This window comes from Mycobacterium sp. E136 (assembly GCF_001666865.1).
Lineage (GTDB): Bacteria > Actinomycetota > Actinomycetes > Mycobacteriales > Mycobacteriaceae > Mycobacterium.
The window spans coordinates 1-13,011 of record NZ_LZJE01000396.1 but is presented as its reverse complement, the minus strand read 5'-3'; the positions used below and the strand labels follow the sequence as shown (position 1 = coordinate 13,011).

Annotated in this window: 7 protein-coding genes and 1 pseudogene; 7 read left to right on the top strand and 1 reads right to left on the bottom strand. The window is 60.1% G+C overall.

The window, feature by feature from the left end:
• Nucleotides 1–414: 414 nt before the first annotated feature.
• Genes A5698_RS27055 through A5698_RS27025 form a run of 7 tightly spaced genes read left to right on the top strand, consistent with a single transcriptional unit; the run spans nt 415 to nt 11,611 of the window.
• The gene (locus A5698_RS27055; RefSeq protein ID WP_353651833.1) at nt 415–1,110 is read left to right on the top strand and encodes a TnsA-like heteromeric transposase endonuclease subunit; all 696 of its coding nucleotides are present in this window, start codon (nt 415–417) and stop codon (nt 1,108–1,110) included.
• The gene (locus A5698_RS27050) at nt 1,107–3,158 is read left to right on the top strand and encodes a TnsB C-terminal domain-containing protein (RefSeq protein ID WP_068303416.1); all 2,052 of its coding nucleotides are present in this window, start codon (nt 1,107–1,109) and stop codon (nt 3,156–3,158) included. Before A5698_RS27055 ends, A5698_RS27050 begins: the two co-directional genes overlap by 4 nt.
• 2 nt (nt 3,159–3,160) lie before the next feature.
• Nucleotides 3,161–4,198 carry an ATP-binding protein gene (locus A5698_RS27045; RefSeq protein ID WP_068303414.1) on the top strand — a complete coding sequence of 346 codons (1,038 nt, stop codon included), beginning with the start codon at nt 3,161–3,163 and terminating at the stop codon, nt 4,196–4,198.
• The gene (locus tag A5698_RS27040; RefSeq protein ID WP_068303412.1) at nt 4,195–5,025 is read left to right on the top strand and encodes a hypothetical protein; all 831 of its coding nucleotides are present in this window, start codon (nt 4,195–4,197) and stop codon (nt 5,023–5,025) included. The genes A5698_RS27045 and A5698_RS27040 overlap by 4 nt, the downstream gene beginning before the upstream one ends.
• A gap of 38 nt (nt 5,026–5,063) precedes the next feature.
• A complete protein-coding gene (locus A5698_RS27035; RefSeq protein ID WP_068303410.1) occupies nt 5,064–6,614 on the top strand; it encodes a class I SAM-dependent DNA methyltransferase in 1,551 nt (516 codons plus the stop codon).
• Complete coding sequence (locus A5698_RS27030) at nt 6,611–7,804, top strand: restriction endonuclease subunit S (RefSeq protein WP_084792646.1); 1,194 nt, start codon at nt 6,611–6,613, stop codon at nt 7,802–7,804. Before A5698_RS27035 ends, A5698_RS27030 begins: the two co-directional genes overlap by 4 nt.
• A gap of 51 nt (nt 7,805–7,855) precedes the next feature.
• On the top strand, nt 7,856–11,611 hold the full coding sequence (locus A5698_RS27025) for an HsdR family type I site-specific deoxyribonuclease (RefSeq protein ID WP_231967569.1): 3,756 nt from the start codon (nt 7,856–7,858) through the stop codon (nt 11,609–11,611).
• A gap of 237 nt (nt 11,612–11,848) precedes the next feature.
• Here A5698_RS27025 and A5698_RS27020 read toward each other — a convergent pair.
• Nucleotides 11,849–13,011: pseudogene (locus tag A5698_RS27020) on the bottom strand (ATP-binding protein); the annotation flags it as partial.

Here is a 13,011-nt window from a genome sequence, read left to right as displayed (position 1 = left end):
CGAACGAGCCATACCTCATCGTTTCGTGCCCAACAGTCAAGACCAAGCACCGCGACCGGCATTTCGCAACAGCCACCACGTGAGGGCGATCAATCCGTTAGGTGCCAACCACCCCGGGGTCGTTCGCCCAGGTGTCAGAAACGCCGATAAGCCACATTATGTCAAGTTTTGTGGAGTCGGCGGCCCTGCCCCGCATATCTGTCGTGTGCCTCGTACTCGCTGTTCTTTCTCGTTATAACTGGCGGTTTTCGCAAAATAGCTGGCGGACTTCGGCGTGTTGCCGTTTTCTCAGTAAATCTGGCGGTACTGTCGGACCGCGCCTGTAACCTCCCCGGCAGGTGGTTCAAAGGGGGCCAGATGGCAGCTCCACGTCTGCGTTCGCTACCGCGGAACGCCACAGACGTTACGCGTGTACTGGCGTGCCTTGACAGGACCGTTCAGAATCTACCGCTGTCGGCCGCTGGATCAGGGCAGATAGAGCGAGCCACCCCGATCCGTCAGTTCTTCTCCTGGCCAGGCAAACGTAACTACGAGGGCCTGTACTGGTCGAGCACAAATCGTGGACATGTGGACTTCGAGTCCCTCCTTGAACGTGAGTACCTACTGTCGGCAGATTCGGAGGCCGACATCGTTGCCATCGCGGCCCAACCGTTGGCACTGCTCTGGCCACGAGGCACGAGAGGTCACCACGACCATGTACCTGACTTCTTCGTCCGACTCTCTAACGGCGACGGACGGGTTGTTGACGTTAGGTCTCCGGAGCGAGTCGCGACGAACGCCGAGCAGTTCGCCCTGACACGCAAGGCATGCGACGAAATCGGTTGGCAATACGAGGTCTTTACCGGACTTGCGTCAGAGCACGCGCACAACCTCCGCTGGCTCGCCGGATACCGGCATGACCGCAATGCTCCCTCCGCTGTCACTGCAGAGTTGATCCGGGACTGCTTCGAAAGGCCACGTCCACTGCAAGACGGTCTCCAACGCCTCGGCGCGGCGACGTGTCTGAGCGCCGACGTCCTAACGGCCAACGTGCTGCACCTGATATGGCGTCAGGTTCTGTTCACGGATCTGAGCCGGGTGTTGTCGATGACCAGCGAGGTCTGGGCATGAAGTCTGTTCGCCTATTCGACTGTCTGCAATATGACGGCCGGACCTGGCAGGTCGTAGCCCAGGACGGACCGGAACTTGCTCTGAAAGACCTTATGTCAGGCCGAATTCGCCGGATTGGAGTGGCCGAACTGCTCGGTGACGGGAGCTTTCTTCCGGACGTCCCAGACCGGCTACCCCGCCTTGACTCGGCAGCGATCTTGGAGACGCTCGATATCGATGCCCGCGAACGCGTACTGTTCCTTCGTCACCATGTCGTTGAAGTGCTCACCGGCACAACGCCAGCGGATCTCGACGGCTATAGCGCAGAAGATCCACCGCGGCCCCGCCGAGAGTACGACCCCAAGCTGCCACTCAAGGACCGAATTGCCGCGAAAGTGGCCGAGCTCGCAGCGGCTAGCACTCCGATTGGCTTCAGAACTCTGGAACGTCACATCAAGGCGTATCGCGATGAAGGGGTTGCCGGCCTGATCGACCGACGCATACAGAGGCAGGCCTCCCCGACCGGTCGAATTGAGCCAGCTGTCGCATCTCTGCTCGAAAACGCCGTAAAGGCGCAAACGAACCTCTCGACCGGCACGCGCTCTCGTGTCATCAAGCAGGTCAGCGTAGAAGCTACCCAATTGGGCTTGCCGCTCCCCTCGCGTTCGACTCTGTATCGCGCGCTCGACAATCTCGAGAAATCTCGACATCCCTTCGGAAATGCGACAACTCGGCGAACACAAGCTAACCGGCCGAACCGAACATGGGGGCGCCAGGCACCATCGCGGCCAGGCGAACTCACCGAAGTAGACAGCACGCCAATGGATCTGTTGGTCATATACCCCGATGGGTCCACTGGACGCGTGGACCTGACGGTAATGCTCGACATCGCCACGCGAACCTTGTGCGCAGCGATTCTGCGGCCCGTCGCTACCAAGAGCGTAGATGCCGCAGTACTTCTCGCCCGGGCGCTCACGCCGCTACCAATGCAGCCCGGATGGCAACCATCCGTGGCGTTTTCACGTTCCATCCTCCCCGCCGGCATGATCCAGGGCGACGAAGAAATTCGGACCAGCGTTGCCGCAAAGCCCGTGATCGTGCCAGAGTCGATCACCGTAGACCGAGGCAAGGTCTACGTCGGCTCCACTTTTCTCAATGCCTGCGAGCGATTGCAGATCAGCGTGACCAAGGCTGCGCCCCGCACGCCTACGGATAAACCCCATGTTGAAAGAGTCTTTGCGGCGATCAACAGCGGATTCACCCAATACCTCGCTGGGTACGTCGGACGCAACGTCGTCAACCGCGGCGCATCGCCCCAGGCGGAGGCTATCTGGACGCTGGCCGAGGTACAGAACTTGCTGGATCTCTGGATCGTCGCGGTATGGCAGAACAAGCCCCACCCAGGGCTCCGCCACCCCGCGATGCCGAAGAAGGATCTCACGCCGAACGAGGCCTACGCGGCGCTGGCGTCGGTCGCGCCAACGATCAACATGGCGCTGGATCGTGACGACTACATCGGCTTACTTCCGGTGACCTACCGGACAATCCAGGGCTACGGCATCAACTTCGAAAGCCTGCATTACGACAGCCCAGCGCTGCACCCCTACCGTGGCGTCAAGAGCGGCTTGCCGCTCCCAGCGAACGACAGATGGGAAGTCCGCTATGACCCCTATCGGTTGCAGTCGATCTTCGTCCGTGACCATTTACGTGGCGAATGGATCGAGGCCGAGTGGAGCCTCGCCAAACGGGCGCTGGCGCCATTCTCCCTCGATGTTCTGCGCGCAGCCCGCCGGGCAGTAGAGCGCCGCGGCGACACCCCCAGCGGGGTTGATGTCCTGGCGGAGATCAACCGGATCCAGACCGGTGGTGCACGCACAGCCAAGGAACAACGAGCCGCGAAACGCGACAGCGTGAACAAGCCCGTGGTGCCGCCTCTCTCCCCTGTCACCGACGGAACTCTTTCAGAGGCGGAGACGGAACACTTCGCGAGCGTTTCTGCGGTCAACGAGAGCGCTGCATCCCCACGGCGGCGGCCAGCACCACGCATCGATGACGAGGGTGAGGAGTAGCCGTGGCCGTACCCGATTCGCTGGCGGCGTGGCGGGAGTTCGTCAACCGACGCAACGTCGAGCCCGTGCACCTCACTATGAAGCAAATCAATGCCCTCTCCCCTGCCCGGAAAGATGAGTACGACCAGGACCGGTTCGCGTGGCTTGGGGCGGATGTCGTGTTGGAGACGCCCGACACTGAGGCGTTGACACGCCAGACTCGTGTCCTGATGGCGAGGAACTCCGCGCAGTCCGCCACCGCGCGACGTGGGCTTGCGATCTCCGGATCTGCGGGTCGCGGCAAGTCCACCGCTGCCCTCCTCATCGGTCGTCGGCATGAGCGGATGATGCGCGCCAAGTTCAACCGTTACGACGACGGATTCGCTCCGGTGGTCTATACAGTTGTCCCGCCGGGCACGACGCCGAAGATGATGATGCTTGCGTTCGCCAACTTCCTCGGCCTCCTCGTGCCTAACCGGTCCACGGCACAAGACCTCACCGAGCAGATCGTCGGTGTTATGCGGAGCCTTTCTGTTTCGCTTGTCCTCGTCGATGAGGTACACAACCTCAAGACCAATCACCAGGCGGGAAGCGAAGCCGCTTCAGCACTGAAGGTGTTCTCGGAACGACTTGATGCGACGTTCATCTACGCCGGCATCGACCTGTTGCAGGCCGATTTGTTCGCCGGTCATATGGGACGCCAACTCAAGGGCCGAATGACCGTCCACCAGATGAGGAAGTACGAGTACGGCACGAAGGCGCAACGAGGCAAGTGGGCCGAACTCGTTCTGGGTGTTGAAGCCCTACTCCCCCTCGGACGCCACCCTGCCGGGTCACTCGAAACCGAGGCGACCTACCTCTACGACCGCACCGGCGGTTCCATCGGGTCACTTCGCGCCTTGCTGAACGACGCAGCAATCGCCGCGATTATCAGCGGTGAGGAGCTGGTCAATAGGAAGCTGCTGGATATGACGTCTACCGATTTCGCGGCTGAGGAGGCTGCAGCGCGGACGGTCGCCGTCGACACGGCTTCCCCAACGCCACTGAGGCGGGCGGAATGAGCATGCCACCGCTCCCCGTGCGCACCCGTCTATACCACGGCGAAAACCTGGACTCCTATGTTCGGCGCCACGCCGCCCGGAACTTCTGCATGCCGTCCGATATCGAACATGCCTTGCGGGAACGTGGGGTCGTCCGTTCTAGGCAGCGACGCAATCCTGATCGTCTGCAGGCATGGCGAGACCTCGGTGGGCTTCGATCAGATGCGTTCACCGCGCCCGAGCGCGTGCTCGACCAAGAGGTGACCGAGCGAGCTCTGTGCCGCCGCTGCACCAAGGGTGAGCCCGCTCGCGGAAGGCTCGTGGGCATCGGGCTCGTCTGCGTACGGCACCGGCAGTGGCTCGGCTCGCCGCAGATCGACCTGCACGGCTACTACCCTGCAATCGCCGCAGAGCGACACTTCCGGCGCCACCTGGGCCCCCGCGATGTCCTGCACGATTCCCTGCCGATGCTGATCGGTCGAGAGTGTGCCAGCCCAGCGATCATCGGAGCCAGCGAGATCGACCGTCGTAGAAGCCAATTCGGCATCGACGACGTGAACGCGCTGACGTATCCAGAGCAAGTCAAGATTGCTCGGCTCCTGTCTCGCCCTGGTTTCCTTCTCGCGGCAACCGATCCCGACGCTGGCTCCGCTCAGCGCAATTCGCTGGTCGCGCGGGAAGTGGAGGCGATCCTCCCCGCTTGCGACGATGCGGACCCGTGGCGAGCAACCACCCGGGTGTGGACGGTGATCACGCATCTGACCGCACGCCGGCGAGATGCCCGCATCTACGAGATACCGATGCGCGACACGTACTACAACATCCTGCGGTTTATTGATGCACCTTGAAATGAGAGCCCTCTGCAGGGCAAGGAAGGCGAGACAGCTTGAAAACCGATGATCTTGCGCAGGTCCGCCGCACGCTCTGGGCTGCGGCCGACGAGTTGCGTGCGAACTCGACGCTTTCCCCTGTCGAGTATCGAGGCCCTGTGCTCGGGCTGATCTTCCTCGCCTATGCGGAGTTTCGGTTCGAGCAAGTCCGGCCCGAGTTGGAAGCCAAGGCCACGGCGCGCCGGCCGGTTACACCGGACGACTACCGCGCGAAGTCGGTGCTGTACGTGCCAGATGCGGCCCGTCTCTCGCACCTCGTCGAGCTTCCCGAGAGCCAGATCCTCGGCAAGGCGATCGACGAAGCGATGAAGACCATTGAGGAGGCGAACCCGGAGCTCCGCGACGTGCTGCCGCGGGGGTACCAGCGTTTGGAGAAGTCGACACTCACAGAGCTGTTGCGGCTGTTCGCTCCTCTGCCACGCCAGCTGTCAGGCGATGCGTTCGGCTTGATCTATGAGGACTTCCTGTCGAACTTCGCCGCCAGCGAGGGCCGCCTTGGTGGTGAGTTCTTCACGCCCTACTCGATCGTTCGGCTGATCGTGGAAATCATCGAGCCGTTCCACGGTCGAGTGCTCGATCCAGCGTGCGGGTCCGGCGGCATGTTCGTGCAATCCGCAAAGTTCGTTGAACGACACCATAAGTCGGCTACTCGCGAGCTCTCGGTGTTCGGGGTCGAACAGAAGGAAGGAACGGTTCCACTCGCGAAGATGAACCTCGCCCTCCATGGGTTATCTGGCGATATCCGCATCGGCAACAGCTACTACGAAGATCCCCACAATTCAGTAGAAGCATTTGACTTCGTCATGGCCAATCCCCCGTTCAACGTGGACAAGGTCGACAAAGACAAGCTGTCTGGCGACAAGCGTTTCCCGTTCGGTATTCCCAAGCCGGACAACGCAAACTACTTGTGGATTCAGCTATTTTATTCGGCGTTGAGCGCAAAGGGACGCGCTGGATTCGTCATGGCGAATTCCGCCGGTGACGCGGGGCATTCGGAGCGTGGCATTCGGCAGAAGCTGATCGAATCCGGCGCTGTCGATGTGATGGTCGCAATCGGTACAAACTTTTTCTACACCGTCACTCTGCCCGTGACGTTGTGGTTTCTCGACCGTGGAAAGTTACGGACGAAGCGTGAGGATGAGGTTCTGTTCATCGACGCGCGACACCTTTACCGACAGGTAGATCGTGCGCATCGAGACTTCCTTCCTGAGCAGATCGAGTTCCTCGCCAACGTCGTCCGGCTCTACCGCGGCGAAGAGCTGGAGACCGTGGACGGCAGCGATGCCTTGATTGCCAAGCACTTCCCGGATGAAAAGTACGTCGATGTTCCTGGGCTGTGTAAAGCCGCAAGCCGCTCCGAGATTGAAGCGCAAAACTGGAGTCTGAACCCCGGTCGCTACACCGGAACTGCTGTAGTGGAGGACGACGGCGAGGACTTCGTCGAGACACTCGCCGGCCTGTACGAGGAGTTCTCCCGCCTCAGCGACGAAGCCGATACGTTACGGGCAAATGTAGACACCGCTGTTCAGATGATTCTCGACGCATGAATGGTTCGGAGTGGCGCGACGTCAAGCTTGCTGAACTCGGCCAGTTCTCAAGCGGTAAGCCCATCACACCCGGGCTCGAAGGGCTATATAAAGCGTTCGGAGCCAACGGTGTAATCGGTGGAGCTGATGTGGCAAGGCATCATCACGGTCTTATCATCGGCAGAGTAGGGGCGTATTGCGGCTCCGTGGCCGTCAGCTATGAGCCATTCTGGGCGTCGGACAACACGATTGTGATCGAGCCGCATGACACCGGCGATCTTGACTACCTGTATTACTTGTTACGCGACGCAAACCTCAACCGACATGCAGGCGGGGCCGCGCAACCCTTGGTCACGCAAGGCGCCTTGAAGGCATTGACGTTCCGCGTGCCAGACAGCGCCACTCGGTTGCGAATTGGCAAAGTCTTGCGCATGTTTGATCGATTGATCGAGACGGCCCAGCGGCGGATAGCGGTACTTGAGGATATGGTACGTGCGATCTATCGCGAGTGGTTTATCGACTTTCGATTCCCTGGCCACCTGAACACAAGCGTCGTCGACTCGTCGCTCGGCCGGGCTCCGGAGTCCTGGACATGGAGCACATGCGGCGATGAACTCAACTTCATCGGCGGTGGAACTCCCTCAAAGAAGGTGCCGGAATACTGGGATGGCGGAACGATCGCGTGGTACACACCGAGTGACCTGACGAAGAATCGTTGGCGTTATTCAGCAGAACCCGAGCTGCAAATCACTGAAATGGGTGTCGCCAAGAGCTCAGCGCGTCGCTTCCCAGCAGGTTCGGTGTTGATGACTAGCCGAGCGACCCTCGGCGTTCTTGCCATCGCCACGACGGAGGCGACCACCAATCAGGGGTTCATCGTTGTATTGCCCGACGACCGGTGGTCCCCCGGATTCATGCGCGAGTGGTTAGACGCCCAGGCGCAAGAGCTTGCGGCTATCGCCACAGGCGCGACCTTCAAAGAGATCACCAAGGGAGCATTCAAACGCGTTCGATTCCTGGTTCCAAAGCAGACGGTTCTCGACGCCTACGCGACTGCAACCGAACCGCTCGAGATGGAGATTTTGAACTTGGAGCGCCAGGTGCGATGCCTATCAACGATGCGAGACCTGTTGCAGCCGAAACTCGTCACCGGCCAGGTCGACGTGTCGGCCTTAGATTTTGATGCGATGCTCGAGGGTGCGGTGACGTAAGTGGTTAGGCGGTACACGGAGAGTGGCTTAGTCGAGCGGCCTAGCCTCGGCTTGCTTGAGCAGCTCGGTTGGACGGTCGTCAACGGATTTCAGGAAACATTCGGCCCAGGAGGAACTTTGGGCCGCGATTCGCTGCACGATGTCGTGCTCGTTCATCGGCTCCGCGATGCCTTGCGGGACCTGAATCCACGCATCCCAGATCGCATCCGCGACGAAGCCCTGTCTGCCGTGGTGCGAGACCGGTCGCTGATGAATCAAGTGCGTGCGAATCGCGAAGTCTACGACCTGATCCGTGACGGCTATCGAGCTGAGTGGACGGACGAACTCGGCGAGCATCAGTTCGCAACCGTGCAGTACATCGACTTTCGTGATTCGACGAAAAACGAGTGGGTCGCTGTCCCGCAAATGTGGTTCGCCGGTGACTTGTACCGTCGACGGGCCGATACCGTGCTGTTCGTCAACGGCATCCCATTAGTGCTGTTCGAATTTAAAGACCCGAACCGCCCTGTGAAGGCGGCATACGACGAAAACCTCACCGACTACCGCGACACGATTCCACAGCTTTTTGTGCCAAATGGGCTTATCGTTCTCTCCAACGGACGAGCCGCCAAGGTTGGGGCGACCTACGCGTCGTGGGAGTTCTTTGGTGACTGGACTGTTATCGACGCCCAGGGCAACCGCGGCGTTATCGCCTTGGAGACCGCGATCCGAGGCACCTGCACTCCGCACATACTGCTCGATCTAATCGAGAACTTCGTCGCCTACATCGAGAGGCCCGGCGGTCTGATCAAGACCATCGCCCGCAGCCATCAGTACCACGGAGTCAATGCTGCGATCGACAACCTTTACCAGGCGCGCGCTACGGGCGATAAGCGGCTCGGCGTCTTCTGGCACACCCAGGGTTCAGGCAAGTCACTTTCAATGTTGTGGCTCACACAGAAGGTGCTCCGACAGATCCCGGGCGCGTGGACCTTTGTGATGGTCACAGACCGCACAGAACTCGACGTTCAGTTACACGGTGAGTTCGCCGATGCTGGCGCGATACCTGCGGAGGCCAAGGTTCACGCCTCGTCAATCGCCCACCTGCGCGAGTTGCTCTCCGCCGACCACCGTTACGTCTTCACGCTGATCCACAAGTTTCAAGCCGGCAAGGGCGAGAAGTCGATGCCGGTGCTGTCGGACCGATCTGACGTCATCGTCATCACCGACGAGGCTCACCGAAGCCAATACGACACTCTCGCACTGAATATGCGACGGGCGTTGCCGAATGCGTCTTTCATGGGCTTCACCGGAACCCCCCTGATCGTCGGCGAGGAGCTCACCAAGCAGCAGTTCGGCGATTACGTCAGCACATACAACTTCCGCGCCGCCATCGAAGACGGAGCGACAGTTCCGCTCTACTACGAGAACCGAATCCCAGAGCTGCAGCTTGTCAACGAGGATTTCGAGGCCGAACTCGAAAGCCTCTTGGAGGCAGCAGAACTCGACGAGGCGGCAGAGGGCCAGCTCGCTCGGCGGTTCGGCAAGCAGTACACACTACTAACCCGGCCCGAGCGACTCCGCAAGATCGCGCAAGATCTCGTTACACATTTTGTAGGACGTGGTTTCACCGGCAAAGCGATGTATGTCGGACTGGATAAAGCCGCTGCAGTTCGCATGTACGACTACGTACGTGCGGCATGGGATGAGCACCTGGCAGACTTACGGAGGCAGCACGACGCCCTCCCTGAGCTCGAAAGGCCATGGCTGGCAAGTCGAATCAAACTAATGGAGACAACGGATATGGCAGTTGTCGTCTCCCAGGGTCAAAACGAGATAGCTGCACTCGACAGCCTCGGCTTGGACATCCGTCCGCACCGCGAGCGGATGAACCGCGAGAATCTGGCCGAGAAGTTCAAGGATGCTGACGATCCATTGCGGTTGGCCTTCGTCTGTGCGATGTGGATCACCGGGTTCGACGCTCCCAGCGTGTCGACGATCTATCTCGACCGGCCAATGCGCAACCACACGTTGATGCAGACGATCGCACGTGCCAACCGGGTGTTCCCAGATAAGGACAACGGTTTGATCGTCGACTACGTCGGCGTCTTCCGGAACCTCGAGAAGGCCCTGGCCGTCTACGGCGCCGCGCACGCCGAGAGCGACATTGGGTCGCCGATCCAGGATCTTGATGCGCTCGTTGGAGAGCTAACCTCTGCAATTGACAATCTTATAGCCTTCTGCGCCACTCAGGGCGTTGATCTTCCGGCACTTCGTGATGCCTCGGGATTCGAACACATCGCGTTGCGTGACGCAGCGGTTGAAGCGCTATTGGTTGATGAGGATGTGCGCACCACGTTCATGGCTGGGGCACGGCAAGTGCGCAAGCTCTTCAAGGGACTACTCCCCGATCCCAAAGCTGCCTCCCTGCAACAGACTGTGGCTGCAATCCGGGTTGTCGCAGAGCGGATCGCCGATGTAACCCGGCCAGCGGAGGCCGATATATCCGCCGTGTCGGATGCTGTGGACGCACTGCTTGACCGGTCCGTCGGTGCCGAGGAGTACGTCATTCGAGCTGCCGCAGAAGGCAGCGAGCCAGATCCTCTCATCGACCTATCGCAAATCGACTTCGACTCTCTGGCAGCCCAATTCGCTGGACGTAAACGCGCCGAGACTGACCGGCTTGCCGAGTTACTGAAACAGCGCGCAGCATCTGCGGCGACGCTCAACCCGACTCGCTACGACCTCGTTCAGCGGATCGAGGATCTAATCGATGAGTACAACGCTGGTAGCGTCAACATCGACGAGTACCTGCGGCGGTTGATCGAGCTCTCTCGCACTCTCACTGATGAGGAGCAACGCGCCGCACGTGAGGACTTGAGCGAAGAAGAGCTGGCCATTTTCGACCTGCTCACCAAGCCCGACCCAGTGCTCACAGATGATGAGCGCGCCGTCGTGAAGTCCAGCGCCAAGCGACTGCTCTCGCACGTTCATGACAAGGTCGTGCTGGATTGGCGTCGGAAAGCTGCGACAGCTGCTGACGTGAAATCAACTATCCGACAGGTACTAGACGAAACTCTACCGGCGGACCCATATCCGTTCGATCTGTTCAACTCCAAAGTTCAGGCAGTATTTGACCACCTCTTGAGCGCCTACGGTGATGACGGATCAACGGTGTACCGCGGTGAGCAAGTGCAGCCCGCACCCTCTGGTGCGCCGGTAGCCACCGTTGAGCTGCCGGACCTGGCGACTATGACCGATGAAGTGATCGAGCTGATACGCACCAACGAGGAGGTCGCTGCGCGCGTTGCGGACGAGCTCCGTCGGAGGGAAGCGCAGCTGCGTACGGTCGAGCAACTGATCGAGAACGATGAGGATTTCTCGGTTGAGTTTAAGTCCACGGCCAGATGGGATCTTCGGGAAAGCCGAAAGAACAAGGCGATGGAAGACGCAGTGGTCAAGACCATCGCGGCGTTCCTCAACACAGATGGCGGAACCCTCCTGATCGGTGTCGACAACCAGCGTGCGGTCCTCGGGCTCGATCCTGATTATGACTGCGTGAAACCGCCCAATGGCGATGGTTTCGTGAACTGGCTAACCACGCACTTGATCAATGCACTCGGTCATAACCCCACGACATATGTCCGGGCGAGAATTGTTGTGCATCAAGGGAAGGAGATCTGCCGCGTGGATGTTGGGAGCTACCCCGAAGGCGCTTGGGCGACGACCAGCAAGGGCGACAGAGTCTTCTTCGTGCGCGTGAACAACTCGACGAGGCAATGGCCTGAAGATGATGTCGCGGCGTATCTCGCGGGGCGACATTCTTGATTGAATCCGAGTCAGAATTGGCGAAGAATTCGTCAACCTCGCTCAATGCCGTTCATTCAGCCGATGCTCACGGCCTTGATCGAGAGAACCGTGCAACGACCGAGTTCTCCTGCCAGAATCGCTTTTCGAAGTTGTTGCCGGCAGCGCGCGGCTCAGTGCGCGTGTCTCAGAGCGCGTTGACTAAGGGCGTTATCGTCAATACCGAAGCGGTCCAGGCACCGCCGCCGGCAGCAATTTCTACGATGAGGGTGGGTCGACCGAGACCTTCAGCTTCAATGTGCGTCGGCTGAACGGGATCCGCCCCCCTTCGAGATGTTCCAGCGCTAAGGCGTTGAGCTCGTAGCGCTCGAGTGAGCCCACAGCTTCGACTTCGCCGTGTCCTGCGGTCGCCTTCATCGTGACGATCTGCTCAGCGTCGCCGCTGACGACGATGCCGGGACTGCGCGTAGCGAAGAGATACTGCCGACTACCGCGCAGCGACCGGAGACGATCAACGAGGTACTCCTCGATCCACGGGGCGTGCAGCGCGTCCTCCGGTTGGTCAACCAGTACCGGTGTGTTGCCGTCGGCGAGTAGGATCACCAGAATGGCCGTGCATCTCTGGCCGTGGGCGAGCTCTTCGATCGCGGTGTAGGTGTGGTCGTCCGGCTTCTTGAACTTGATGGTGAGAACATCGGGACGATCGATGGACTGCAGCTCCAAGAGCTCTTCCCAGAGGTTGCGTTCGTCTATGTTGGTCAGCAACTTGGCGAGACTGGCCATGTCTATTCCGTGCTCTATGTCGACAAGGGCGGCGAGTTCATGTGTCCACATGCATCGGGCAAATTTCAGCGGATGCGTCCGCAACGCAAGCTGATTCAAGAAGTCGTCCCTGACGCGCGATCCAACTTTAATCCTGTCAATTGCATTGCGGAAATCGGACTCGTCGCCCTGACTGGGAATGTCGAGCTTGACGAAGCCGGCAGCCTTGGTGTTGAGTTCCGCCACCCGTGCACGGCGCATTTCACGACGCTTGCGTCGTGCGTCATGGAGAGCCGCGATGAGTTCCTCACGCTCGCCCTGCAGTCTGTTGAGTTCGGGCAGTGCTCGTTCGTCCAGTTCGGTTTTCGAGGCCTGGGCCTGGCTCAGCTTCGACTGCAGCTGCTCAAGGCTTGCGCGCAATGACGTCAGCGAGGCCTCAGGGTCGATCTTCTCGAGCTCCTCGTCGAGGCGTCGTTTGAATCCATCAAACCGCGTCGTCCATTCGCCTTGGATCCGTGCCAGCGTGCCGGACGCCTCTGCGAGTGCCTCACCGATTTCCTTCCTCCCGGCGTCGACCCGCATGCAGAGGCGTCCAAGTGCAGCGCTGACCTCGGCGAAGACATCTGCGTTTCCAGCGACCGACTGACTTATCTCGACGT

Coding starts and splice junctions, on each gene's coding strand:
- A5698_RS27030 (WP_084792646.1), top strand. CDS start 6,611: ATGAATGGTTCGGAGTGGCGCGACGTCAAGCTTGCTGAACTCGGCCAG.
- A5698_RS27050 (WP_068303416.1), top strand. CDS start 1,107: ATGAAGTCTGTTCGCCTATTCGACTGTCTGCAATATGACGGCCGGACC.
- A5698_RS27040 (WP_068303412.1), top strand. CDS start 4,195: ATGAGCATGCCACCGCTCCCCGTGCGCACCCGTCTATACCACGGCGAA.